Here is a 25,365-nt window from a genome sequence, read left to right as displayed (position 1 = left end):
AGATAAGTAGTTATGCCTAAGATTATTGTATTACCACACGAAGATTTGTGCCCAGAGGGTGCCGTGCTGGAAGCTGATACTGGTGAAACTGTTCTGGACGTAGCGTTAAAGAATGGTATCGGTATTGAACACGCATGTGAAAAATCCTGTGCTTGTACCACTTGCCACGTGATCATTCGTGAAGGTTTTGATTCTCTTGAAGAGAGCGAAGAGCTAGAAGATGACATGCTAGATAAAGCATGGGGTCTTGAGCCTGAGTCTCGTCTTGGTTGTCAGGCGAGAATAGCGGATGAAGACCTGGTTGTTGAGATTCCGAAATACACGCTGAACCACGCGTCAGAAGATCACTAAAACTATCCCTTAATGACAAGGGAAAGAAAAAGGAACATGAGCATGAAATGGACAGATTCTCGCGATATCGCGATTGAGCTTTGTGACAAGTTTCCAGATGTCGATCCACAAACTGTACGTTTTACCGATCTTCATCAATGGATCATGGAGCTGGATGAGTTTGAGGATGACCCAAACCACTGCAACGAAAAAATCCTCGAAGCCGTTATTATGTGCTGGATGGATGAAGCAGACTAATGCTCAATTCGGCGGTAAAACACAGCCGAGTTAACAATTTTTACTAAAAAAAGCGGACCCTTAGGTCCGTTTTTTTATCATTTTGACATTTTTGCCCTACATAATGCTAACATCCGTGAGTTACTAAAAAACAAGCGGCGTAGGCAACGCCGTTATAAGACAAGGAGAAACCATGTCTACACAGATGTCTGTATTTTTAAGCCAAGATTCTGCCGCTCCACATTGGGGCGAAAAGGCCCTGCTCTCGTTTGCCGAGGCTGGAGCAACCATACACTTGGGTGAAGGTCATGATCTTGGTGCAATTCAGCGCGCAGCTCGTCAGCTCGATGGCCAGGGAGTTCATTCCATCCTACTTTCTGGTGATAACTGGGACCTAGAGAGTGTCTGGGCTTTCCATCAAGGCTACCGTAACCCGAAAAAACACGGCTCTCTTGAGTGGGGTGCTCTATCCGAAGAAGATCAATCTGAACTTCAGGCGCGTATTACCGCGACCAACTTCACCCGCGATATCATCAACAAAACGGCAGAAGAGGTTGCGCCTCGTCAACTTGCAACCATGGCAGCGGAATTCATCAAATCTGTTGCACCAGAAGGCACCGTTACTGCGCGTATCGTTAAAGACAAAGATCTTCTAGCAGAAGGCTGGGAAGGTATTTATGCCGTTGGTCGTGGTTCTGAGCGTACATCAGCCATGCTGCAATTGGACTACAACCCGACTGGTGATGAGAATGCACCGGTATTCGCGTGTTTGGTCGGTAAAGGCATTACGTTTGATTCAGGCGGCTACAGCCTGAAGCCTTCTGCATTTATGAGTGCAATGAAAGCGGACATGGGCGGTTCAGGCACCATTACGGGTGGTTTAGGCTTAGCGATTCAGCGTGGTTTGAATAAGCGTGTGAAACTGATCCTTTGCTGCGCGGAAAACATGGTGTCAGGTCGTGCACTTAAGTTGGGCGACATCATCAAATACAAAAATGGTAAAACCGTTGAGATCATGAACACTGACGCCGAAGGTCGTTTGGTGTTGGCTGATGGTTTAATCTTTGCCAGTGAGCAGAACCCTGAACTTATTATTGACTGCGCAACACTGACTGGCGCGGCGAAAAACGCACTGGGTAACGATTACCACGCATTATTGAGTTTTGATGATGAGCTTTCTCATCAAGCTCTGACGGCGGCGAACCAAGAAAAAGAAGGCTTATGGCCACTTCCTCTGGCTGATTTCCACCGTGGCATGCTGCCATCAAACTTTGCTGATCTATCAAACATCAGCTCCGGTGACTACTCTCCAGGCGCAAGTACAGCCGCGGCATTCTTGTCTTACTTCGTTGAAGATTACAAGAAAGGCTGGTTACACTTTGACTGCGCTGGCACGTACCGCAAATCAGCGTCTGAAAAATGGGCTGCAGGTGCGACTGGTATGGGTGTTCGCACTCTTGCTCGCTTTCTTAACGAGCAAGCCGACAAGTAATCAAAGTGCGGTATTGGCTAGCTGATGCCGCATTAATCAGTCACTTTGATATAAAACTATTATTACAAGTACAAAAAAGGAAACTTTATGGCTCTAGAAAGAACGTTTTCAATTGTTAAGCCTGATGCTGTGGAACGAAATCTGATTGGTGAAATTTACAATCGCATTGAAAAAGCAGGTCTGCGTATCGTGGCGGCTAAAATGGTTCACCTGACTGAAGAGCAGGCGAGCGGTTTTTACGCTGAACATGAAGGCAAAGAATTTTTCCCTCCTCTAAAAGAGTTTATGACTTCTGGCCCTATTATGGTTCAGGTCCTTGAGGGCGAAAATGCCATTGCACGTTACCGTGAACTGATGGGTAAAACTAACCCAGAAGAAGCGGCTGCAGGCACACTTCGTTGTGACTATGCGCTAAGCATGCGCCACAACTCAGTACATGGCTCTGATAGCCCGGAGTCAGCGGCCCGTGAGATTGAGTTCTTCTTCCCTGAATCAGAGATTTGCCCGCGTTAATCTTAAATTAACCTGTGCTCGTAACGATAGTAAGCCTTGGAAAAATCCGAGGCTTTTTTGTTTGTCAGCGCAGATTTGCCCTAGCGACAGTGTTGTTTAAAATTTAATCAGAATAATTTTAATGCCTTAGCAAAGTCAGGGTTTTAGACCCCTTGTTGTAGCTGCATAAAGGCTGTACAATTCGCGCCCTTATTCTTGTTTCAGTCATTGAGAGGCAACATGACCACTGAAAAAATTAATCTACTCGACTTTGATCGCAAAGGCATGCGTCAATTTTTCGCGGAAGAACTTGGCGAGAAAGCGTTTCGTGCTGATCAGGTTATGAAGTGGATCTACCATTTCGGTGTTGATGACTTCGACAATATGACGAACATCAACAAGAAACTGCGTGAAAAACTGCAGCACAAGTGTGAAATCAAAGCACCTACTGTAGCGGAAGCACAACACTCATCAGATGGCACTATCAAATGGGCGATGAAGGTGGGTGATCAAGACGTAGAAACGGTATACATCCCGGAAGACGATCGCGCGACATTATGTGTCTCTTCTCAGGTGGGTTGTGCATTGGAATGTAAATTCTGTTCAACAGCTCAACAGGGTTTTAACCGTAACCTTAAAGTTTCTGAAATCATTGGTCAGGTGTGGCGTGCTGCACGTGAAATCGGCCTTGAGAAAGAGACTGGCCGTCGTCCAATTACCAACGTGGTAATGATGGGGATGGGTGAGCCTCTTCTTAATATGAAAAACCTGATTCCAGCGCTAGAAATCATGCTGGATGATTTAGGTTTTGGCTTATCTAAGCGCCGAGTGACGGTATCAACATCTGGTGTTGTATCGGGACTTGATCAGATGACGGGTAAAATTGATGTTGCATTAGCGATCTCTCTTCATGCGCCAAACGATAAGTTGCGTAGTGAAATCATGCCAATCAACGACCGTTGGGATATTGAAGACTTCTTGGCGTCAGTGCGTCGCTATATTGCTTCGTCTAATGCAAACCGCGGCAAAGTGACGGTAGAGTACGTCTTGCTTGATCACGTGAATGACGACATGGACCATGCGCGTGAATTAGCCGAGCTGATGAAAGATACGCCGTGTAAGATAAACCTGATTCCGTTTAACCCGTACCCAGGTTCACCATATAACAAGCCAAGCAACTCTCGTATTGATCGCTTCCAAAAGACGCTGATGCAATACGATCATACGGTGACTGTGCGTAAGACTCGTGGTGATGATATTGATGCGGCATGTGGTCAGCTTGTTGGTGACGTTATTGACCGTACCAAACGTACTGCGGCTTTAAAAGCAGCCCGTGGTGCGGATACGATTGAAGTCAAAGCCGTCTAAGCTGTGTGAATTTTAAAATAGCCAGAGCCATTTGCTCTGGCTATTTTGTTTACAGAGGGCGCCATAAGCAAATGGCTGTCATGGCTGGAGATGCATAGCGTTTCTCAGCGATGTTGGCTGCTAAAAATCACGATGCTAAAGCGAGCGACTGACGTCGCTTGGTAACATAACCCTGTGCTTTGAGTGGAATTGCGTATAATTTCCAATTACAGTGTCAAAGTTTGGACAAAAGCTTGAGCAATCTGTTAGTTTGAGTGGAAAGAGTTTTTGTCTTTGTTATACATTGTCTTATCATGTTGTATAACACTTACAACAACAGTGGGAAATCTCGGCTTTTTCTCTCATACGTTTCGCTGAATTCTGCGAAGCGAGTATTCATATCCAAGCTCAGAGAATTTCTGAAAATTATTACTTTGGTTAACATGATCAGGCTAGCTATCTTTTAGTGGGTCTTAAGAAAAACAACGAAAATAAATATCAGTGTTAACCACTAAAACAGACTAAAAACCATCATTATGACAGAACACGAAAATACCAATGAAGTCCCGCTTTCTATCGAAGCGGGCACACTATTGAAAAACAAACGCGAATCTTTAGGTATGACACAAAAGCATGTTGCTGATCGCCTAAGACTTCGCGTTTCTGTTATTGAAGACATTGAAAATAATCGATTTGAATCACAGCAAGTCGCAACGTTTACTCGTGGTTATTTGCGCTCATATGCCAAAGTGGTAGGTCTTGATGAAAAAGTGGTATTAACGGCATTAGAGCAAACGGCCAATATACAACCGCAAGATCAAGAAATCGAAATGCAGAGCTTTTCTCGCAAAACAAAGCATGAAAAGCACAACAGCCGTATTATGTTTCTGACCTGGGTTATCGCAATAGTGATTACCGGGATCTCCGCTGCCTGGTGGTGGCAAAACCAACAGGATAATAGCCTGACTCAGGTGGTGACAGATTCCAGTGTTGAAGCACCAGCACCGAGCGAAGAAGAGTTAGCCGACATCGACCAAATGAGTGCCGATGAGTTAATCGCGAGCGAGCCAGCAGATGTCGCTTCAACAGAACAACCTGTAGCCACAGACGCAACAATAAGCACTACAGAATCAACAGAGGTTCTTGCCACTATTAGTGAAGAACTAGCAAGCACAGAAGTCGAAGAACCAGTTTCAGTTATTGAAGAGGCTTCGGTTGTTGAAGAGCCTGCTATCATCGTGCCGGAAGGAATGAGCCTGCTTACCATGACATTTAAAGCGGATTGCTGGATTCAGGTTAAAGATACCAATGGCAAAACGTTGGTGAGCGGCACCCATAAACCAGGTCAGGATGTAGAACTTACCGGAAAAGCACCATTTAAAGTGATCTTGGGCGCGCCGGAAGGGGTTACAATGACATTTGCGAGTGAACCTGTCGACCTTTCTGGGTATACTTCAGGCAAAGTCGCTAGATTCACTTTACCGTTATAAAAAATTATGCAACACGAATCTCCTATTATTCGTCGTAAATCGACGCGTATTTATGTGGGTGATGTGCCAATTGGTGATGGTGCGCCAATTGCTGTACAGTCAATGACCAACACTCGCACGACTGACGTAGAAGCGACAGTCGCACAAATCCGAGCACTAGAAAAAGTAGGCGCAGACATCGTCCGTGTTTCCGTACCTACGATGGATGCTGCTGAAGCCTTTAAACTGATCAAACAGCAAGTCTCTGTTCCGCTGGTCGCCGATATTCACTTTGATTATCGTATTGCGCTTAAAGTGGCTGAGTACGGTGTTGATTGTCTGCGTATCAACCCAGGTAACATTGGCAACGAGGAGCGTATTCGCTCGGTAGTTGACTGTGCCCGAGACAAAAACATTCCAATCCGTATTGGTGTCAACGGCGGTTCTTTAGAAAAAGACCTGCAGATGAAGTACGGAGAGCCAACACCAGAAGCCTTGGTTGAGTCGGCAATGCGTCATGTGGATCATCTTGATCGCCTTAACTTTGATCAATTCAAAGTGAGCGTGAAAGCATCCGATGTTTTCCTTGCGGTAGATTCATACCGTCTTTTAGCGAAGAAAATTGACCAACCATTGCACTTAGGCATTACCGAAGCCGGTGGTGCACGTGCAGGTGCAGTGAAGTCTTCTGTTGGTCTGGGGATGCTTCTGGCTGAAGGTATCGGCGATACTTTGCGTATCTCTCTTGCAGCGGATCCTGTCGAAGAGATCAAAGTTGGTTTCGATATTCTGAAGTCCCTACGCATTCGTTCACGCGGTATTAACTTCATTGCGTGTCCGAGCTGTTCGCGTCAGGAATTTGATGTTATCGGGACCGTTAACGCACTTGAAGAGCGTTTAGAAGATATCATCACTCCTATGGATGTATCGATAATCGGCTGTGTCGTCAATGGCCCGGGTGAAGCAGAAGTTTCCCATTTAGGCTTGGCGGGTAGCAACAAGAAGAGTGCTTTTTATGAAGATGGCAAACGCCAGAAAGAGCGCTTTGATAACAATGACCTTGTGAATCAGCTCGAAGCTAAGATCCGTGCGAAAGCGTCTATGATGGACAGCGAAAGTCGCATCGAAGTAAAAATACAAGATTAATCTCAACGAGAATTACGGTAAGTATTGTGGCAAAAACAATTCAAGCAATTCGAGGCATGAACGACTGCCTCCCAACTCAATCACCACTGTGGCAAAAGCTAGAAAACGCAGCGAAAAATGTAATTAGTGCGTACGGTTATAACGAAATGCGCATGCCAATCGTTGAGATGACTCATCTATTCAGTCGCGCAATTGGTGAAGTGACTGACGTGGTTGAGAAAGAAATGTACACGTTTGAAGACCGTAATGGCGACAGCCTGACGCTGCGCCCAGAAGGGACGGCTGGTTGCGTACGTGCTGGTATCGAAAACGGTCTGCTGTACAACCAGGAACAACGAGTTTGGTATATCGGTCCAATGTTCCGTCACGAGCGTCCTCAAAAAGGTCGTTACCGTCAATTCCACCAATGTGGTGTGGAAGTGTTTGGCTTAAACGGCCCTGACGTTGATGCTGAACTTATTATGATGACGGCGCGTCTTTGGCGTGAGCTTGGTATCGACAAACACGTTCGTCTTGAACTGAACTCAATTGGTTCACTAGAAGCGCGTGCAAACTACCGTGAAGCTCTGATTGCCTTTCTGGAACAGCATATGGATGTTCTGGATGATGATTGTAAACGTCGTATGCACACCAACCCACTGCGTGTTCTTGACTCTAAGAACCCTGATGTGCAGGCTATTTTAGGTGATGCTCCTCGTCTTTCTGATCATTTAGATGACGAATCTAAGCAACATTTTGCAGGTCTGTGTGAACTTCTTGATGCTGCAGGCATCGAATACACTGTTAACGAACGTCTTGTTCGTGGTCTGGACTACTACAACCGCACTGTATTTGAGTGGATCACTGAAAGCTTAGGTGCACAGGGCACGGTATGTGGCGGTGGTCGTTATGACGGTCTGGTTGAGCAGCTCGGTGGTAAAGCAACGCCTGCAGTTGGCTTTGCAATGGGCCTTGAGCGTCTAGTACTTATGCTGGAAACGCTAGAGCTGACTGAAGTACGTCGTAGCGTGGACGTATACGTCGTGACTGCGGGCGAAGGTACCATGATGGCAGGGATGAAACTTGCCGAGCAGCTTCGTGAAGAAGTACCAGGCGTACGTGTGATGAATCACTTTGGTGGCGGTAACTTCAAGAAACAGTTTAAACGCGCAGATAAAGTCGGTGCTGTTGTAGCATTGGTTCTGGGTGAAAATGAAGTTGCGGATAATACCGTCGTATTGAAAGACTTGGCTGGTGGTGAGCAACAGACTTACAACCAAGCAGAAGTTGCTGAAAAGATCGCAGCACTGATTTAAGTCTTTTAGTAAGCTAGTAATTTTATCCTGGTTCGTGATTTGAGGCTCCCACATGTGGAGCCTTTAAACGAAATGGGAACAATGGCAGCTTGGCTGCCATTTACATGTTTTAAGAGGACAGGAAGTGGAACTTTACGATACTGAAGAACAACAAGTTGAAGCCATTAAAGACTGGTGGAAAGAGAACGGCAAAGCCGTCATCATCGGTGCAGTTGTTGGTCTGGGTGGTTTATTTGGTTGGCGTTACTACCAGGATTCAGTGATTCAGGCGAGTGAAGCTGCTTCACAAAACTACACAACTGCGATTAATGCATTGCAGGAAAAAGGCGTTGATGCACAGGCTGAAGTTAAAGCTTTCATCGACTCAAGCAAAGTTAAAGAATATTCAGTATTGGCCGCTCTGCAACTTGCGAAATCACAAGTTGAAGCACAAGACCTTTCTGCTGCACTTGAGCAATTAAAGTGGGCTCAAAGTAGTACGCAGGATGTCGCATTGTCTCCACTTATCAGCTACCGCATTGCTCGTATTGAAGCTGAACTGGGTAACTTTGATGCAGCAACGTCTGAGCTGAGCAAAGTAACGGATACCGCATGGACGGGTCGCATTGCAGAGCTTCGTGGTGACATTGCGCTTCGTCAAGGTGACAAAGATGCCGCTTATGCCGCGTATACTGAAGCGCAGCAAGCGACGGATGCGAGCCCGACACTACAAATGAAATTGGACGATCTGGCAAAATAAGGACCGCATTGGATGAAAAGAGTCTTTAAAAAAGCCTTGTTAGGGGCGTTAACGTTGGGAGTTCTTGCTGGCTGTGCTAGTGAAGAAGATACCATCGTAATGGCGCCGCTACCTCAAGTCGACAGTGAGTTTACCACTCACACCGAATGGAGTACGTCGGTGGGTGATGGCGTAGGTCATTACTTCTCTAAACTGTCTCCAGTTTATGCTAACGGTACATTATTTGTTGCCAGCCGAGACGGTGTTGTCAAAGCGCTGGATCCAGAAAACGGCAACTCGCTCTGGGAATCTGACCTGGAAGAAAGCGTCGTTGCGAGGCTTTCTGGTGGTATCACAGCTGCTTATGGGAGCCTATACATCGGTTCTGACAATGGCGACGTAATCTCGCTTTCTCAAGAAACGGGCGAAGTGAATTGGCGCGTTAAGGTTGGTGGAGAAGTACTGGCAAAGCCCGTGGCGGATTCTGGCCTAATCATTATTAATACCAGCCAAGGCAAACTTGTTGCGCTTAATGAAAGTACTGGTGAGCAACGCTGGGCATTGAGCACCGAAGTTCCAAACCTGACTTTACGCGGTGACAGTACACCTGTTGCTATTGGTGGTGGTGTTTTCTGGGGCACCGCAAATGGTCGACTGGCAGCGGCGATCGTAGAACGTGGGCAGATGATTTGGCAACAACCAGTAGGTACGCCAAAAGGTGCAACTGAAATCGATCGCTTGGTTGATGTTGACGCTTCGCCAGTTGTTCTTGGCGGCACTCTTTTCACCATCGGTTTTAATGGTCAGCTCATCGCTGTTGATTTGCGCTCTGCTAATCCAATTTGGAAGCGTAATTATTCATCGGCGAATGATTTAGCAACGGATGGCAGCCGTCTGTTTGTTATCACCGAGAAAGATCATGTTGTTGCTGTTGATGCGCGAAGTGGCACAGAGCTGTGGGAAAACAGCTTGCTAGAGCATCGTCAACTGACAGCGCCTGTTGTAATCGGAAGCTATGTGGTCGTTGGTGACACATTGGGTTATCTACACTGGATAGATCGCTCAACGGGTGATTTCGTTGCGCAGCAATATGTTGATGACAGTGGTTTTGCTGTTGGTCCAACATTGTTGTCTGATGGTTATGTCCTCACTACTCGCAACGGCGATGTAAAGAAACTAACCATTAACGAATAATATCGTGATATAATTCACATTCGGCTCCTGGCTGGTGACAGTTAGGAGCCGTTTTGTTGTTTGAAATTATTATTTATTAAAGTTATTCCTGACGTGGTTATAGGTAAAACCTGGTTTGATTTGGCATTGGGCAAGTCGTTACCTATAACTACAGAAGAAAGATTATTGTAGAGGTTGTTATGGTACCTGTTGTGGCCCTAGTTGGGCGTCCGAATGTAGGTAAATCTACACTATTTAACCGATTAACTCGCACTCGTGATGCGTTGGTTGCGGACTTTCCTGGCCTGACGCGAGACCGTAAATATGGCCAAGCCAGACTTGGTGAAGAGCACGAATTTATCGTCATCGATACCGGTGGTATTGATGGTACGGAAGAAGGCGTAGAAACAAAGATGGCCGAGCAGTCGCTGGCGGCGATTGATGAAGCTGACGTAGTGCTATTTCTGGTTGATGGTCGTGCTGGTCTTACGCCTTCTGATGAAGCGATTGCGGCTCACCTACGTAAAAATGAAAAGCCAGCAATGTTGGTAGTAAACAAAATTGACGGTATTGATGCCGATGCTGCTTGTGCCGATTTCTGGCAGCTAGGTGTCGATGACATGTACCAGATTGCCGCTGCTCATGGCCGTGGTGTAACTGCACTACTTGAGCGTGCTCTGGCCCCGTTCTTTGATGACTTGCTGACCACTGAGTCGGAAGAAGGTGAGATTGAAGATCTGACCGAATTTGAAGATGCGGAGGTCCTGGAAGAAGAGTTCAGCGAAGAAGAGGCGGAACAAGAGTTCCAACGTTTGCAGGAGCAGCCAATCAAGCTTGCTATCATTGGTCGTCCAAATGTTGGTAAATCAACGTTGACCAACCGTATTCTGGGTGAAGAGCGTGTCGTTGTTTTCGATATGCCTGGGACCACTCGTGACTCTATTTACATTCCAATGGAACGTGATGGTCGTGAATACGTGCTGATTGATACCGCAGGGGTTCGTCGTCGTGGTCGTATCAATGAAACCGTTGAGAAATTCTCTGTCGTGAAAACGTTGAAGGCCGTAGAAGATGCAAACGTGGTTCTACTGGTTATCGATGCACGTGAGAACATTTCGGATCAAGATTTGAGCTTACTTGGTTTTGCACTGAACGCGGGTCGTTCGATCGTACTGGCAGTAAACAAGTGGGATGGTCTGGATAACGATGTGAAAGAGAATGTGAAGAAAGAGCTAGACCGTCGTCTGGGCTTTGTTGACTTCGCTCGCATTCACTTTATCTCTGCGTTACACGGCACTGGTGTTGGTCACTTATTTGAGTCGATTCAGGAAGCTTACAATTCGGCAACGACTCGTGTTGGTACTTCTGTGCTGACTCGTATCATGAAGATGGCGGTTGATGATCACCAGCCACCTATGGTTCGTGGCCGTCGTATTAAGCTGAAATACGCACACGCTGGTGGTTATAACCCACCAATCGTGGTTATTCACGGTAATATGGTTCGTGAGCTACCAGATTCGTATAAGCGCTATCTGATGAACTACTTCCGTAAATCTCTGGAAATTATGGGGACACCTATCCGCATTAACTTCCAGAACAGTGATAACCCATATGAGAATCGTACCAACAAACTTACGCTCTCTCAGGAACGTAAGCGCAAACGTATGATGTCTGCGGTTAAAAACCGTAATAAGTAATCGAATTCAACAATACCCAAGTTTTGCTTGGGTATTTTTTTATCTTCAATACTAGAAAAACGACTATGACGATTCCCGCGACTAAAATTCGCTTCTGTCATCAAACATGGCAGTTAGAAGCGCCTGTACAACGAATTCAACATGAAAATGATGTGACTTATTTGGTCACAGAGACAACGCCTTTTCATCCCGTCAGCCACATTTGGCCAGATCACCCAGCTGATAAAGGGTCGGTTGAAGTCAACGAAGAAGTGTTACCCGTTATCGACTGTCAGGTGGGGGCGGTAGAGCTTGAAACAAACACGCTGTATGTTGGGACGACAATCCCTGTAAAGCGAGATACAGAAGGCTGGGTGTTTGTTGTGGTACATGTGCTAACACGGACTGAATCACTTGAGCCGGGAACGATGGTCTCGTTGCGAGTGGATAAACAATATCAGCTTTCTCTGAGTCGTGGTCACAGTGCCGGACATCTGGCTTACTTAGCATTAAATAAAGTACTGACAGATGGATATTGGCGGAAAGATGCCGACCGTAAAGACCCCCATGGTTATTATGACTTTAACAGCTATGCTCAGGAGACGAGCTTCGTTACCCCGGACAAATGTTTGGATACGTATCGTTTAGGTAAAACGCTACGTAAAAGAGGCTTAAACAGCGCAGATATGCTGGCGGACCTTCATGATATAGAGCACAAGGTTAATGTTCAGCTATCCGAGTGGCTCCAGCGTGAAGAGACGATCGTTATTGAATGTTCTGGTCAAACATTGACGGATTCACGTTATTGGAAGTGTGACTTAGGGGAGGGGGAAATAGCGGTCATTCCTTGTGGCGGCACGCATGCCAGTCATTTAAATGAGTTTGGTTCAATACACGTGACCTTACGAGAATGTGCTCCACAAACCATTGAAATGCACACCGAAGTAAAAGCGTTTCTAGATAATTAGATCTTTTTATTAAATTCTATATTTTGTTTTTTAATCTTTCATGTGTGGAGTTTTTGTCTGCTTTAAATTGGAATGCAGAATATGTAACTTATGCTTTCGGTGTGTGGTTATATAAATATTCTTTTAAGGGGTGATCGCTGATCAAGTGGGTAATATCCGAAGATCAGAGTAAGATCTTTATTAGGCCGTACTGATGACGCACAATTCGCTGTTTCCAATACAGTGATTTTGATCAAGGTTTGCGCTGGGAATTTGTGAATACTGGCAAAAAGAAAACTGAAAGGTAAAGACGTATGCAGCAGAACATCTGTCCGACTTGTGACGTTGAATTAGAATGGACGGGTCAGTATCACTGTAATCAGTGTGACTCAGATTTCAAAAAGGTAGGGTTCTGTCCCGATTGTGACGCAGAACTGGAAAAGCTCCAGGCTTGTGGGGCTGCGAATTACTTTTGTAATACGTGTAATGAACTCAAATCAAAATCTCGAGTTCGATTTGAGTTTCAAAAGATCAACTAACTACACTCGCTCACTACTCAGTTAGTTAACCGTAGAGCGTATCTCACCATTTGCCAAACGGGTGACAAGTTGGTCGCCCGTTTTCACATCTTCAGCTTGTGTAATCACCTTGCCTTGCTCCGTTTGCGTGATTGAGTAACCACGTTTGAGTGTGGCAAGTGGGCTAACCGTATCCAGTTTTTCTGCTGCCATCGCTAATTCGTGACGCATCGTCAGTAATTTGCGATCCATAGCATCGAGTAGCTTCTGTTCTGCTCGCTCAAGTTTCGATTTTTGCTGTGTAAGGCGTTTGACTGGGGAGTTCAGCTGCAGACGATATTGTTTACGTTCAACTGCTTGTTGGCGAACACTGATGAAACGCTGCATCGCTCTTTGCAGGCGCATATCCAACTCATCAAGTTGTTGAGACTGACGCTGTAACTGATAACTTGGATGCTGACGTTCTAAACGGTGTAGCAGTTGTGCTGCTTGCTGTTTTTGCTGCGCTAAATAGTAACGCAGAGCGCTTGCCAGTTTATGCTGACGAGCAACAAGCGTTTGATCTTTATGACTGTTATCTCGGCTTACCAGCTCTGCAGCTGCGGAAGGCGTTGGTGCACGCACGTCAGCGACAAAGTCGGCAATTGTCACGTCTATTTCGTGCCCTACCGCGCTAATGATCGGGATTTGACTTGCCGCGATAGTGCGCGCAAGGATCTCGTTGTTAAAGCACCATAAATCTTCTAACGAACCACCACCACGGCCAACAATTAACACATCACATTCGTTGCGACTGTTGGCACGACCAATTGCTTGAGCGATTTCAATGGCTGCTGAATCTCCCTGAACCGTAGTCGGATAGATCACGACCGGAAGAGATGGGTCTCGACGCTTAAGTACATCAAGAATATCGTGCAATGCAGCACCGGTTTTGGAGGTGATGACGCCGACGCATTTTGGGTGCTCAGGTAGGGGGTGTTTACTGGTTTGAGCAAATAGCCCTTCCGACGCTAGCTTCATCTTGAGCGCTTCAAACTCTTGCTGCAGTCGTCCATCGCCTTCAGGCTGCATACTTTCGATGATGAGTTGGTAGTCACCTCGTGGCTCATAAAGAGATAGGCGCGCTTTTACCAATACTTGATTACCATTTGCGGGCTTGAACGTTACACGACGGTTATTGCCACGGAACATGGCGCATTTTACTTGAGCACGAGAGTCTTTAAGCGTTAAGTACCAATGACCAGAGACGGGCGCTGAGAAGTTTGAGATCTCTCCGACAAGCCAGACGATCCCCATTTCATTTTCCAACAGTAGACGGACTTCTGCATTAAGACGGGAAACGGTGAAAATGTTTTGATTGGTCTGGGAGAGCACAGCTAATCTCGTAGACGTGAGTATGGAAATTAGCGGAAATATAATACATAGCAAGGGGGGGATTGCAAGAAAAAAATGAAAAAACTTGTAGTCAAGCGATTGCGTTGAACGTATAATCCGTCCGCAATATCTAATCCAAATGTAGCTCGTCACCAAAGACAGTTACCCTCATTATGCGAAACGATGAGACTTTGGATTGCTTTTTTTTACTCCTCTAATTGTGAGATATTGCAAATGCTAAGAATTGCCAAAGAAGCGCTGACATTCGACGACGTACTGCTAGTGCCAGCACACTCCACCGTTCTCCCAAACACAGCTGATCTTCGCACTCAGCTAACAAAAAATATTGCTCTGAATATTCCAATGATTTCTGCGTCTATGGATACCGTGACGGAAGCTCGTCTCGCTATTGCACTTGCGCAGGAAGGTGGCATTGGCTTTATCCACAAAAACATGTCTATTGAGCAGCAGGCAGCTGAAGTTCGTAAAGTTAAGAAGTTCGAGTCTGGCGTTGTTACAGACCCAGTGACAGTAAACCCTGACGAAACCATCGCTGACGTAGTCGCTTTGACTGAAAAGCACGGCTTTGCTGGCTTCCCTGTAGTCACTGAACACAATGAACTTGTTGGTATCATCACTGGCCGTGACGTTCGTTTTGTTACTGACCTTTCTAAGAAAGTGTCGTCAGTTATGACGCCAAAAGAAAAATTGGCAGCAGTAGAAGAAGGTGCGACACGTGAAGAAGTGCAAGAAAAGATGCACGAAGCGCGTGTAGAGAAAGTACTGGTTGTGAATGATGATTTCAAACTGACTGGTATGATCACAGCGAAAGACTTCCACAAAGCAGAACGTAAGCCAAACGCATGTAAAGATGAACGTGGTCGTCTACGCGTTGGTGCAGCCGTTGGTGCTGGTGCAGGTAACGAAGAGCGTGTTGCTGCGCTTGTTGCCGCAGGCGTAGACGTTCTACTTATCGACTCATCACACGGTCACTCTGAAGGTGTTCTGACTCGTATCCGCGAAACGCGCGAAGCTTACCCAGATCTAGAAATCATTGGCGGTAACGTTGCTACAGGTGCTGGTGCTAAAGCACTTATCGAAGCTGGTGTAAGCGCAGTAAAAGTAGGTATCGGCCCTGGTTCTATCTGTACGACTCGTATCGTAACGGGTGTTGGTGTTCCTCAAATTACCGCTATCGCAGATGCAACTGAAGTTGCTAACCAATACGGCATTCCAGTTATCGCAGACGGCGGTATCCGTTTCTCTGGTGATATCTGTAAAGCAATCGTAGCTGGCGCGTCATGTGTGATGGTTGGTTCTATGTTTGCTGGTACGGAAGAAGCTCCGGGTGAAGTGATTCTATACAACGGTCGTTCTTACAAATCATACCGTGGTATGGGTTCTTTGGGCGCAATGTCTCAAGGTTCTTCTGATCGTTACTTCCAGTCTGACAACGCTGCAGACAAGCTTGTACCAGAAGGCATCGAAGGTCGTATCGCATACAAAGGTCGCCTAAAAGAGATCGTACACCAGCAAATGGGTGGTCTACGTTCAAGCATGGGTCTAACGGGTTCTGCAACTATCGAAGATATGCGTACTAAAGCTGAATTTGTACGTATCTCTGGTGCGGGTATGCAAGAGTCTCATGTACACGACGTTCAGATTACTAAGGAAGCGCCAAACTACCGTTTAGGTAACTAATTGCCTAGCGTAAACGTTTGCTTTTTCCTTGAAGCATTAATAAGAGGCGAGTACACTCGCCTCGGTTTTAATCACTTAGCCTAAAAAAGACTGCTCAAAATGACTAAAAATATCCATGACCAACGTATTCTGATCTTGGACTTCGGTTCTCAGTACACTCAATTAGTTGCTCGTCGCGTACGTGAAATCGGCGTTTACTGTGAACTATGGAGCTGGGATGTAGAAGAAGCGGATATTCGCGAATTCAACCCAGATGGCATCATCCTATCTGGTGGTCCTGAAAGTGTAACGGAAGAAAACTCTCCACGCGCACCTCAATACGTATTTGACTCAGGTGTTCCTGTTTTTGGTGTATGTTACGGCATGCAGACCATGGCAGAGCAGCTAGGTGGTAAAGTAGCAGGCTCTAACGAGCGTGAGTTTGGCTACGCTCAAGTTAAAGTTTCTGGCGAATCTGCACTGTTTAAAGATCTAGAAGCGATTCAAGATGTTTGGATGAGCCACGGTGATAAAGTAGTAGAAATTCCAGCAGACTTCGTAAAAGTAGGTGAGACGGAAACGTGTCCTTACGCTGCGATGGCGAACGAAGAGAAGAAATACTACGGCGTTCAGTTCCACCCAGAAGTAACGCACACTAAACAAGGTCTACAAATGCTAGAGAACTTTGTTCTTGGCGTATGTGGTTGTGAGCGTCTATGGACCTCTGAGTCTATCATCGAAGATGCTGTTGCTCGCATTAAAGAGCAAGTGGGTGACGACGAAGTGATCCTAGGTCTTTCTGGTGGTGTGGATTCATCAGTGGTTGCTATGCTGGTTCACCGCGCGATTGGCGACAAGCTAACGTGTGTATTCGTTGACAACGGCCTGCTTCGTCTAAACGAAGGTCAGCAAGTAATGGATATGTTTGGCGACAAGTTCGGCCTAAACATTATCAAAATTGATGCAGAAGATCGTTTCCTTGAAGCGCTAAAAGGCAAGTCTGACCCAGAAGAAAAACGTAAGACTATCGGCCACGTGTTCGTAGACGTATTCGATGAAGAGTCGAAGAAACTGGCTAACGCAAAATGGCTAGCGCAGGGTACTATCTACCCAGACGTTATCGAATCAGCGGCTTCTAAGACAGGTAAAGCGCACGTGATCAAATCACACCACAACGTGGGCGGTCTGCCAGAAGATATGGAAATGGGTCTGGTTGAGCCATTACGTGAGCTATTCAAAGATGAAGTACGTAAAATTGGTTTAGAGCTTGGTCTGCCTTACAACATGCTTTACCGCCATCCGTTCCCGGGTCCTGGTCTGGGGGTTCGTGTTCTTGGCGAGATCAAGAAAGAGTACTGTGACTTGCTACGTCGTGCAGACGCTATCTTTATCGAAGAGCTACACGCAGCAGACTTATACAACAAAGTTTCTCAAGCATTTACCGTATTCCTACCAGTTCGCTCTGTTGGTGTTATGGGCGATGGCCGTAAGTACGATTGGGTTGTATCACTACGTGCAGTAGAAACCATCGACTTTATGACTGCGCATTGGGCACACCTACCATACGATTTCCTAGGTAAGGTATCTAACCGCATTATCAACGAAATTGATGGCATTTCACGTGTTGTTTACGACATCTCTGGTAAGCCACCAGCGACGATCGAGTGGGAATAATTCGCAACGATTCTGTTTGATAGAACCAGCCTCCGGGCTGGTTTTTTTTTGTATTTACCTATTTAAGTATTTATGAAATCTAAGTTTCCAATAACGGCTTTTCTCTTTTACATAATGCTCAATTAAAATTTGCGCGCATTTTTTATCAACTTTTTTTAAAGGTATTTGTACATGTCGACAAAACTGGCTAACCCAGCACCGCTAGGTCTAATGGGTTTCGGTATGACCACGATTCTGCTAAACATTCATAATGCAGGATTTTTCCCACTGGACTCAATGATTCTAGCGATGGGCATCTTTTATGGTGGCCTTAGTCAAGTTATCGTTGGCATCATGTGCTTTAAGCGCGGTGACACGTTCGGTACAACTGCATTTACATCTTACGGCCTATTCTGGCTGACTCTAGTAGGTCTGATTGTTATGCCTCACATGGGGCTGCCTGCAAGCCCAGCGAGCTTTATGGGTTGGTACCTGGCACTATGGGGTATCTTTACTGGCTTTATGTTCATTGGCTCTCTTTGCTACCCAACAGCAAAACAGGTTGTATTTGGTTCACTGACTATCCTGTTCTTCTTGCTTGCCGCGCGTGATTTCACTGGTAGCGAATTAATTGGCACTATTGCTGGCTTTGAAGGCATTTTCTGTGGTGCGAGCGCGGTTTATTTCGCAATGGCTCAGGTACTGAACAACGAGTTTGGCCGTGAAGTGCTGCCTGTTGGTAAAGCAAAAATCGCTCGTAAAGTTGAAGCAGTTGCGATGGCGTAAGCGCTAATTTTAGCAAAGTTTAGAAAGCGGACCTTTAAGGTCCGCTTTTTTATTATCTGAGGTTATCTGTATCAAGTGGGAATCGTCTGATTTATAAATTGTTGTGACATTACGCGAGCTTTTTCTCAAAGAATAATTCATTATTTATGTATCCATATACAACGAGTTACATTCTATGAAAAAGCATTTGTCAGCTATTCTCACATTCGCCTTTGCGATTATCTCCTCTCCACTCTTCGCTCAGAGTAGCGACCCACTACCATCTTGGAATGAAGGTGCGACAAAACAAGCCATCATTCAATTTGTTAGTGACGTTACCGACTCAGACTCTGCTAATTTTGTTGCTCCAGCGGATCGCATTGCTACGTTTGATAACGATGGAACGCTATGGTCTGAAAAGCCGATGTACTTTCAGATACTGTTTGCTCTGGACCAAATTAAAGCGCAAGCAGGGGACCACCCAGAGTGGAAAACTACTCAACCGTACTCCCTCGTATTGAATGGTCAGCTGGATAAATTGACGACAGACGATCTGATAAAATTAGTGCTACAAACTCATACGGGTGTAATCAGTGATGAATTCACTACAGTGGTTAAAAGCTGGATCAGTACGGCAAAACACCCAGTAACTGGAGCACCATACACTGATATGGTTTTCCAACCTATGCTCGAGCTATTAGATTATCTAGAAAATAATGGATTCAAAAACTTTATTGTCTCTGGAGGCGGAAATGCTTTTATGCGTGCTTGGGCAACGGATGTCTATAACATTCCGTCGGAGCGCATTATTGGTACCCAACTTTCTGCTGGGTTGGTAAGTCTGGATGGCAGTTATCAAGTGAAGCGTGTGCCGGGCATTGACGTAAATAATGACAAAGTCGAAAAGCCGCTGCAGATTTATCAACATATTGGTAAGCGCCCAATCGCCTCATTTGGTAACTCGGATGGTGACCTGCAAATGTTGCAGTGGACAACGTCCGGTCCGGGGCCTCGTTTGGCTATGTATGTTCATCATACCGATGAAAAACGGGAGTGGAAGTACGATCGTGAGTCGAGCGTAGGCCAACTAGATAAAGGCTTGGATGAAGCAAAAGAAAAAGGCTGGGTCGTTGCTGATATGAAAAACGACTGGGCACAAATATACCCGTCTAGTGTCGCTCAGGATAAGTAAATAGCCAGATAATTCTAACGGAGAAAACAAGAAGAGAGGGGTTAGCCATTGGTTAATCCCTCTCTTTTTATTTGTATACACAGCGTATCTGCACGTTTTAGTGCAAGTTTCAGGTAAAAGCGGACGATGCGTTCGGAGATCGATTCTACTCATTAGAGTGATACAGGATAACGTCTTTGGCCTTCTTTTTTTTATCTATATAATTTTTAGTTAATTTAGTGGAGTTTGGTTTTTATCTTATGTTGTGATTTCTTTTGCTGGTTTTATTGAGTTTAAGCAGTGTTTTATTCTTATGGTAGTGTGAGTTTGCACCTAGTAAGGGCGTTACGATCATTGATTGATCATTTTAGAGAATGCCTATTTTTTATTTTTAGTTATTAAGATAACTTTTGGTTTGTGATGAGGTTTCTTGTCTTGGCTATTATCTAGTCAGTTAATAGCGAATGAGTTGTTATGAGTACAAGGAAGGGAAACCATGAGTAGCACACTATCAAGTTCACTGGAACCAGAATTGACCCACGCGGTTGATCAAACCGATAAGTCTTCTTCAGAACCACGTAAAGCGATTTTTGCCATTTCACTGGGCAATGGATTAGAGATGTATGACTTTACGGTCTACAGCTTTTTTGCCGTCATCATTGGCGAATTATTTTTTAATGTCGGTGGCACTGCTGCTGGCTTATTGTTATCACTTGCGACGTTTGGCGTGGGCTTTGTTATGCGTCCACTCGGCGCGGTACTCATTGGTAACTACGCGGATAAACATGGACGTAAAGCCGCTCTGACTCTGACCATTGCTTTAATGACTATCGGTACCGGAATGATTGCGCTAACGCCTACCTATGAGAGCATTGGCATTGCCGCAACCATAATTCTGGTCGTAGGTCGCTTATTACAGGGCTTATCTGCTGGTGGTGAAATTGGTGCAGCATCAGCAGCACTGATGGAGTCTGATAACTATAAGCGCCGTTGTTATATGGTGAGCTGGCAGTTTGCCAGCCAAGGTGCAGCTGCGTTGTTTGGTGCACTCGTTGCTTTCGCGGTAAATGGCCTGCTCACACCAGAGGACGTGCATAGCTGGGGCTGGCGTATTCCATTTATCCTTGGCCTTTTGATCGGTCCTGTAGGCTGGTACATCCGTCGTCATTTGAAAGAGTCGCATCAGGCGGATTCCCACGCGAAAGATACCCCATTTAAAACCGTTCTGCGTAAACAAGGCCGCACAATATTAACTGGCATGCTAATGATTTGGGGTGGTACAGCATGTATGTATATTGAAGTGTTCTACATGCCAACTTACTTGATTAAAGAGCTTGGCTACGCACCCACTACCGCTTTTGCTGTCGCGGTGATGGCTGGCTTTATGTTGATGATGTTAATGCCCGTGTTTGGTAAATGGGCGGACCGATTGCAAAGCCGTAAAACCCTGCCGCTGATTGGTATGTTCGGTGCTTTTGTCTTTATTTATCCTGCATTTACATTGCTCGGTGGTGAAGCTTCTTTACCGAAAGCATTGTTGATTATTGGTGGTTTAATCACGTTATTTGCTCTGGCTAATGCCTCCTTACTCGTACTGATTATGGAAGCGTTTACTCAGCAGTATCGAGCGAGTGGTATTTCAATGATTTATGGCTTTGGCGTGACGATTTTTGGTGGCTTTACTCCGCTGCTTGTCGCCAGTTTGATCGAGTTGAGTGGCAATAAAATGGCGCCAGCATTTTATCTGATGTGCGCGCTCACCATTAGCGCTCTGGCTATGTTGCGTTTCCCTGCGAGAGTACCTCAATAAGTCTCCCGCTAAAGTAATCGAATAAGTAAAAGGAATTGATGATGACAGTACCTGAATTATCACTACTCAAAAATGTCGATTTTGTTGCCAGCTGTGAGCAATTTATTCAGACTCGCCATGCCATTCATGCCCATCCAGAATTGGGAGCAGAAGTGCCTAACACGGCTAAGCTGGTGGCTGAGCTTTTAACAGAGTGGGGCTATGAAACTCACACTGGTATTGGCGGACATGGCGTGGTTGGCGTGCTGAAGCAGGGGACTTCTCAACGCAGTATTGGTATCCGTGCAGATATGGACGCGTTGCCAATTCATGAAGAGACCGGCTTACCATACGCCAGTAAGATAGATGGTCGCATGCACGCTTGTGGTCATGATGGTCACACCGCTATTTTGTTAGCTGCGGCGCATTATTTGGCGAAGCATGTTTCTTTTGACGGCACGATCAATCTGATTTTCCAGCCAGATGAAGAGGGGTTATCGGGTGCGAAAGCCATGATAGAGGATGGTTTGTTTGAGCGTTTTCCATGTGATGCGGTATTTGCGCTGCACAATATGCCTGGTAAGGAAGTTGGTCAGGCAGCAGTACGCAGTGGGGCATCGTTAGCGTCGTCAGATAAGGTGACGATCCGTCTGACAGGGAAAGGTGGCCACGCAGCCATGCCTCATCTATCAAACGATGTCACGATTGCCGTCGGTCATATCATTCTTGGGCTGCAAAGTATTGTCTCTCGCAATATAAATCCAGCCGATCAGAGCATACTCAGTATTGGCCAGATTGAAGCGGGTAAAACATCCAATGTGATTCCAAATGACGCGATGATGTCACTGTCAGTGCGTAACTTCAGTGAAGCGAATCAGGATCTGATTGAGCAGCGTATTCGAGAGGTGGTCTCCGGGCAGTGTCAGGCGTTTGGTATTCAAGGGGAAGTAGAATACCTGCGTCAGGTCCCATCGGTATTCAATTCATCAGAGGAAACACTGCGTGCCCGCAAAGTGGTCAAGGCGGTACTTGGTGAAGACAATGTCGCCGGGGATGAATCGCCAGTTGTTCCTGGCAGTGAAGATTTTGCCTGGATGCTGAAAGAACGCCCTGGATGTTATTTCTTTCTCTCCAATGGCGTTGGCGAATGGCATGGCTGTTCTGTACATAACCCAGGTTATGATTTTAATGATCAGCTAGTTACGATCGGTGCAGCCTGTTGGGTAGAACTCGTGAATGAGTACCTGGGCAGCGAATAAGTGGTGTAGAATGGCTTTGCATTAGGGACAATAAGGGCAGATATCAGGATGAAGTTACATCAAGTGAGAGCATTTCTGGCGGTGAGTCAGGCAGGAAGTCTGAAAGCCGCAGCGGAACAGTTACATCTGACACAGCCTGCCCTAAGCAAAGCCATCAAAGAACTGGAGCAACAGTATGGCGTTGCTTTGTTTGAGCGTTCTGCTGGCGGCCTCGTTCTGACTCCCTATGGTGAGCGGCTTTTGGGTTATGCGCGTTTAATGAACGAAACGGCTCGGCGTGCCAAGCAAGAGATCGACACCATGCGCGGGGTTCCTAACGGCAGTGTGACTATCGGTGTTACGCCAATTGCTTCATTACTGAAATCGTTAACCTCCAGTCTGAATACATTCATGCAGCGTTACCCAGAAATTTCTCTGAGGATAGTTGAGCTTCGCCCTGCGCCGTTACTGACACAGCTTCGCCAGGGGGAAGTTGATTTCGCGATCACATCGCAAATTCCCGTCATTGATAGTGTGCTGGAGTGGCAGGCGGTGTGTCGTATCCCTAATGTGGTCGTGACTCGTAAGTCACACCCGTTGTGTAATACCCGCTCGTTGAGGGTGTTACACCAAAGTGACTGGCTGACACTGGATTCCCCTGATGATCCGAGTACCTATTTTTATCAGCTGTTTTCCGTCAATGGCCTGCCTCTGCCATCGCGTATTCGTGAATGTACCTCGATGACATTAGCTCGTTCATTAATACAGAATGCTGATTTCGCGGCACTGTTTTCTACTGAGTCGCTTGAGCTGGACTACATTAAAAACGAGTTTACCGTAGTGCCGCTGCTGGATAATATCCCAGACAGCGTCATTTCTGTGGTGCGCCCGAAGCGGGAAATCATGACGCAAAGTGCCACTGAACTATTTGATGGCATATTGCAGGATATGCGAGAACTCTACCCAGACTATTAAAACCAGGCACAATACGAATAAGAAAGGGCCAGCGAATCGCTGGCCCTTGTTGTTGTGTATTGCTGTATTTATTTTTGTAATCTTACAGAGACGTTTCTTCTGCTGTTTTTTGTGTCGCTTCTACAGCGGCGGCGTGAGCAGACTTGCCAGTCTTACGCTTGTATTTCTCTTCCCAGTAATCAGCACCTTTAATACCTAGCGCTACTGGGTTGAACGTATACTCTGTCACCTTTTCTTTTTGTTGTCTTTCATAATCACTCAGCGCTTTAAGTGCTGGTTTAGACATAAAGAAGATGATCAGAATACCGACAATGTTTAACCAAGCCATCAAGCCTACACCTACGTCACCCATTGCCCATGCAAGGTTGGCGGTTTTTACTGTACCGTAGAATACTGCAGACAGAAGGATCAGTTTAAGAATAAACATCAAACCATCGACTTTAAACGTACGGCGGATATAGGCGATGTTTGTTTCTGCGATGTAGTAGTACGCCAGAATCGTCGTAAATGAGAAGAAGAACAGAGCAATTGCAATAAATGTTTTGCCCACGCCTGGAAGTGCACTTTCGATCGCCATCTGAGTAAATACTGGGCCGTTAGCACCAATATCTGCAGGCAGGTTCTGAATCAGGAACGCACCTTCTGCTGCACCATGTACGTTGTAAGCACCAGTGATAAGAATCATGAACGCTGTTGCTGAACAAACAAGCAGTGTATCGATGTAGATAGAGAACGACTGTACCAGACCTTGTTGTGCAGGGTGGTCAACACTTGCTGCTGCCGCTGCATGAGGGCCCGTACCTTGACCTGCTTCGTTAGAGTAAACACCACGTTTTACACCCCAACCAATTGCAGCACCAATACCTGCCATTGGTGTGAACGCATCACCAACGATCATAGCGAAGATGCGTGGCACCTCACTGATGTTAAGCAGAATGATAACAAACGCTGTTACGATATAAGCCAAAGCCATAAATGGAACAACGATTTGAGTGAAGTTTGCAATACGCTTTACGCCACCAAAAATGATGAAAGCAAGAATGACACAGACAACCGTACCAGTGAAAATTTTAGCAAAACTGATGGTACCGATAGCGGTTTCGATCATGTCACCAGAGCCAAATGCCGCTTCTACTGCGTTACCAATGCTGTTCGATTGAACGCCAGGAAGTAGCACACCACACGCAAAGATAGTCGCGACAGCAAAGATCCAAGCGTACCATTTTTGACCCATCGCTTTTTCAATGTAGTAAGCCGGACCACCACGGAATTCGCCTTCATCTTCTTCTTTATAGATTTGCGCCAGCGTTGATTCTGCGTAAGCCGTTGCAGCACCGAAAAATGCCACGACCCACATCCAGAAAACGGCACCCGGGCCACCGAAACCGATAGCGGCTGCAACACCGGCAATGTTACCTGTACCAACACGGCCAGATAGCGATACGGCCAGCGCCTGAAATGATGAAATCCCCTTTTTTGAGCTCTTTCCTGATAGCAATAGACGCCACATTTCAAAGAAATGACGAACTTGAACGAAACGAGTCATGATTGAATAGAATAAGCCAGCACCAAGGCACAAGTAGATCAGTACTGGGCTCCAGATAATTCCATTCAGAAAATCAACTAATGACTGCATGAGTATTTTCCCTGTTAGTTGTGTTTGCGGTTATTTTTCCAACAACACATTACCTTTTTTTGTAACGTAATTGTTAACCTTTTTAGCTTAAAATGCTTGATAGCGTGACGGTGAACACAGAATGATTAACTCTCGTTAATGTCTGGTTACTGTTGCTTATTCGGTGTTATTTCAAGCTAAGATTCCTTGTTTGACTAAGTATGCAGGATGTTGTTATTAAAATGTACTAAAAAATGCAAAAGTT

Annotated in this window: 22 protein-coding genes; 20 read left to right on the top strand and 2 right to left on the bottom strand. The window is 45.8% G+C overall.

What is annotated here, in order from left to right; all coding sequences use genetic code 11:
- Positions 1–12: 12 nt before the first annotated feature.
- The 13 genes from fdx to RXX31_RS15735 all read left to right on the top strand — a co-directional run bounded on the left by fdx (position 13) and on the right by RXX31_RS15735 (position 12,861).
- Complete coding sequence (gene fdx / locus RXX31_RS15795) at positions 13–351, top strand: ISC system 2Fe-2S type ferredoxin (RefSeq protein WP_237318568.1); 339 nt, start codon at positions 13–15, stop codon at positions 349–351.
- A 42-nt stretch (positions 352–393) separates the two neighbouring features.
- A complete protein-coding gene (iscX, locus tag RXX31_RS15790) occupies positions 394–588 on the top strand; it encodes a Fe-S cluster assembly protein IscX (RefSeq protein WP_005391546.1) in 195 nt (64 codons plus the stop codon).
- Positions 589–760: 172 nt separating this feature from the next.
- Positions 761–2,059, top strand: a complete 1,299-nt coding sequence (gene pepB, locus RXX31_RS15785) for an aminopeptidase PepB (RefSeq protein ID WP_317590526.1) — start codon at positions 761–763, stop codon at positions 2,057–2,059.
- A gap of 87 nt (positions 2,060–2,146) precedes the next feature.
- Complete coding sequence (ndk, locus tag RXX31_RS15780; protein WP_014230937.1) at positions 2,147–2,572, top strand: nucleoside-diphosphate kinase; 426 nt, start codon at positions 2,147–2,149, stop codon at positions 2,570–2,572.
- 219 nt (positions 2,573–2,791) lie between these two features.
- Positions 2,792–3,919: a bifunctional tRNA (adenosine(37)-C2)-methyltransferase TrmG/ribosomal RNA large subunit methyltransferase RlmN gene (locus RXX31_RS15775; RefSeq protein WP_317590524.1), complete on the top strand. Its 1,128-nt coding sequence runs from the start codon at positions 2,792–2,794 to the stop codon at positions 3,917–3,919.
- Positions 3,920–4,434: 515 nt separating this feature from the next.
- Positions 4,435–5,388: a cytoskeleton protein RodZ gene (gene rodZ, locus RXX31_RS15770; RefSeq protein ID WP_317590522.1), complete on the top strand. Its 954-nt coding sequence runs from the start codon at positions 4,435–4,437 to the stop codon at positions 5,386–5,388.
- 6 nt (positions 5,389–5,394) lie between these two features.
- The gene (gene ispG, locus RXX31_RS15765) at positions 5,395–6,513 is read left to right on the top strand and encodes a flavodoxin-dependent (E)-4-hydroxy-3-methylbut-2-enyl-diphosphate synthase (RefSeq protein WP_317590521.1); all 1,119 of its coding nucleotides are present in this window, start codon (positions 5,395–5,397) and stop codon (positions 6,511–6,513) included.
- 26 nt (positions 6,514–6,539) lie between these two features.
- Positions 6,540–7,808: a histidine--tRNA ligase gene (gene hisS, locus RXX31_RS15760; RefSeq protein WP_317590519.1), complete on the top strand. Its 1,269-nt coding sequence runs from the start codon at positions 6,540–6,542 to the stop codon at positions 7,806–7,808.
- A gap of 124 nt (positions 7,809–7,932) precedes the next feature.
- Positions 7,933–8,547, top strand: a complete 615-nt coding sequence (locus RXX31_RS15755) for a YfgM family protein (RefSeq protein WP_317590517.1) — start codon at positions 7,933–7,935, stop codon at positions 8,545–8,547.
- 12 nt (positions 8,548–8,559) lie between these two features.
- A complete protein-coding gene (gene bamB, locus RXX31_RS15750) occupies positions 8,560–9,720 on the top strand; it encodes an outer membrane protein assembly factor BamB (RefSeq protein WP_317590516.1) in 1,161 nt (386 codons plus the stop codon).
- Between the two features lie 179 nt (positions 9,721–9,899).
- Positions 9,900–11,396, top strand: coding sequence for a ribosome biogenesis GTPase Der (der, locus tag RXX31_RS15745; protein WP_317590515.1), 1,497 nt, complete (start codon positions 9,900–9,902; stop codon positions 11,394–11,396).
- A 65-nt stretch (positions 11,397–11,461) separates the two neighbouring features.
- A complete protein-coding gene (locus tag RXX31_RS15740; RefSeq protein WP_317590514.1) occupies positions 11,462–12,343 on the top strand; it encodes an alanyl-tRNA editing protein in 882 nt (293 codons plus the stop codon).
- A 293-nt stretch (positions 12,344–12,636) separates the two neighbouring features.
- Positions 12,637–12,861, top strand: coding sequence for a zinc ribbon domain-containing protein (locus tag RXX31_RS15735; protein ID WP_317590513.1), 225 nt, complete (start codon positions 12,637–12,639; stop codon positions 12,859–12,861).
- A gap of 21 nt (positions 12,862–12,882) precedes the next feature.
- On the opposite strand, the gene xseA is transcribed toward RXX31_RS15735, so the two are convergent.
- Positions 12,883–14,214 carry an exodeoxyribonuclease VII large subunit gene (gene xseA / locus RXX31_RS15730; RefSeq protein ID WP_317590512.1) on the bottom strand — a complete coding sequence of 444 codons (1,332 nt, stop codon included), beginning with the start codon at positions 14,212–14,214 and terminating at the stop codon, positions 12,883–12,885.
- 234 nt (positions 14,215–14,448) lie between these two features.
- Between xseA and guaB the strand changes: the two genes are divergently transcribed.
- The 7 genes from guaB to RXX31_RS15695 all read left to right on the top strand — a co-directional run bounded on the left by guaB (position 14,449) and on the right by RXX31_RS15695 (position 23,485).
- Positions 14,449–15,915 carry an IMP dehydrogenase gene (gene guaB / locus RXX31_RS15725; protein ID WP_317590510.1) on the top strand — a complete coding sequence of 489 codons (1,467 nt, stop codon included), beginning with the start codon at positions 14,449–14,451 and terminating at the stop codon, positions 15,913–15,915.
- A gap of 99 nt (positions 15,916–16,014) precedes the next feature.
- On the top strand, positions 16,015–17,568 hold the full coding sequence (gene guaA / locus RXX31_RS15720) for a glutamine-hydrolyzing GMP synthase (protein WP_317590509.1): 1,554 nt from the start codon (positions 16,015–16,017) through the stop codon (positions 17,566–17,568).
- Positions 17,569–17,739: 171 nt separating this feature from the next.
- Complete coding sequence (locus RXX31_RS15715) at positions 17,740–18,333, top strand: acetate uptake transporter (RefSeq protein WP_014230950.1); 594 nt, start codon at positions 17,740–17,742, stop codon at positions 18,331–18,333.
- A 175-nt stretch (positions 18,334–18,508) separates the two neighbouring features.
- Positions 18,509–19,504, top strand: coding sequence for an HAD family hydrolase (locus RXX31_RS15710; protein ID WP_317590507.1), 996 nt, complete (start codon positions 18,509–18,511; stop codon positions 19,502–19,504).
- A 475-nt stretch (positions 19,505–19,979) separates the two neighbouring features.
- Complete coding sequence (locus tag RXX31_RS15705) at positions 19,980–21,293, top strand: MFS transporter (protein WP_317590505.1); 1,314 nt, start codon at positions 19,980–19,982, stop codon at positions 21,291–21,293.
- Between the two features lie 41 nt (positions 21,294–21,334).
- Positions 21,335–22,531 carry a M20 aminoacylase family protein gene (locus RXX31_RS15700; RefSeq protein WP_317590503.1) on the top strand — a complete coding sequence of 399 codons (1,197 nt, stop codon included), beginning with the start codon at positions 21,335–21,337 and terminating at the stop codon, positions 22,529–22,531.
- A 48-nt stretch (positions 22,532–22,579) separates the two neighbouring features.
- A complete protein-coding gene (locus RXX31_RS15695) occupies positions 22,580–23,485 on the top strand; it encodes a LysR family transcriptional regulator (RefSeq protein WP_317590501.1) in 906 nt (301 codons plus the stop codon).
- 82 nt (positions 23,486–23,567) lie between these two features.
- Here RXX31_RS15695 and RXX31_RS15690 read toward each other — a convergent pair whose 3' ends face one another.
- Complete coding sequence (locus RXX31_RS15690) at positions 23,568–25,121, bottom strand: alanine/glycine:cation symporter family protein (protein WP_317590500.1); 1,554 nt, start codon at positions 25,119–25,121, stop codon at positions 23,568–23,570.
- Positions 25,122–25,365: the final 244 nt, after the last annotated feature.

Origin of the sequence: Vibrio sp. EA2 (assembly GCF_033042495.1) — a bacterium.
Taxonomy (GTDB): Bacteria; Pseudomonadota; Gammaproteobacteria; order Enterobacterales; family Vibrionaceae; genus Vibrio.
This window is presented reverse-complemented; position numbering and strand designations above follow the sequence as displayed.

Bases quoted from the DNA above. Each gene is read 5' to 3' on its own strand.
- RXX31_RS15705 (WP_317590505.1), top strand. From the start codon at position 19,980: ATGAGTAGCACACTATCAAGTTCACTGGAACCAGAATTGACCCACGCG.
- rodZ (WP_317590522.1), top strand. From the start codon at position 4,435: ATGACAGAACACGAAAATACCAATGAAGTCCCGCTTTCTATCGAAGCG.
- fdx (WP_237318568.1), top strand. From the start codon at position 13: ATGCCTAAGATTATTGTATTACCACACGAAGATTTGTGCCCAGAGGGT.
- RXX31_RS15700 (WP_317590503.1), top strand. From the start codon at position 21,335: ATGACAGTACCTGAATTATCACTACTCAAAAATGTCGATTTTGTTGCC.
- guaB (WP_317590510.1), top strand. From the start codon at position 14,449: ATGCTAAGAATTGCCAAAGAAGCGCTGACATTCGACGACGTACTGCTA.
- RXX31_RS15775 (WP_317590524.1), top strand. From the start codon at position 2,792: ATGACCACTGAAAAAATTAATCTACTCGACTTTGATCGCAAAGGCATG.
- RXX31_RS15690 (WP_317590500.1), bottom strand. From the start codon at position 25,121: ATGCAGTCATTAGTTGATTTTCTGAATGGAATTATCTGGAGCCCAGTA.
- pepB (WP_317590526.1), top strand. From the start codon at position 761: ATGTCTACACAGATGTCTGTATTTTTAAGCCAAGATTCTGCCGCTCCA.
- ispG (WP_317590521.1), top strand. From the start codon at position 5,395: ATGCAACACGAATCTCCTATTATTCGTCGTAAATCGACGCGTATTTAT.
- der (WP_317590515.1), top strand. From the start codon at position 9,900: ATGGTACCTGTTGTGGCCCTAGTTGGGCGTCCGAATGTAGGTAAATCT.
- guaA (WP_317590509.1), top strand. From the start codon at position 16,015: ATGACTAAAAATATCCATGACCAACGTATTCTGATCTTGGACTTCGGT.
- RXX31_RS15710 (WP_317590507.1), top strand. From the start codon at position 18,509: ATGAAAAAGCATTTGTCAGCTATTCTCACATTCGCCTTTGCGATTATC.
- RXX31_RS15715 (WP_014230950.1), top strand. From the start codon at position 17,740: ATGTCGACAAAACTGGCTAACCCAGCACCGCTAGGTCTAATGGGTTTC.
- bamB (WP_317590516.1), top strand. From the start codon at position 8,560: ATGAAAAGAGTCTTTAAAAAAGCCTTGTTAGGGGCGTTAACGTTGGGA.
- ndk (WP_014230937.1), top strand. From the start codon at position 2,147: ATGGCTCTAGAAAGAACGTTTTCAATTGTTAAGCCTGATGCTGTGGAA.
- RXX31_RS15695 (WP_317590501.1), top strand. From the start codon at position 22,580: ATGAAGTTACATCAAGTGAGAGCATTTCTGGCGGTGAGTCAGGCAGGA.
- iscX (WP_005391546.1), top strand. From the start codon at position 394: ATGAAATGGACAGATTCTCGCGATATCGCGATTGAGCTTTGTGACAAG.
- RXX31_RS15740 (WP_317590514.1), top strand. From the start codon at position 11,462: ATGACGATTCCCGCGACTAAAATTCGCTTCTGTCATCAAACATGGCAG.
- RXX31_RS15735 (WP_317590513.1), top strand. From the start codon at position 12,637: ATGCAGCAGAACATCTGTCCGACTTGTGACGTTGAATTAGAATGGACG.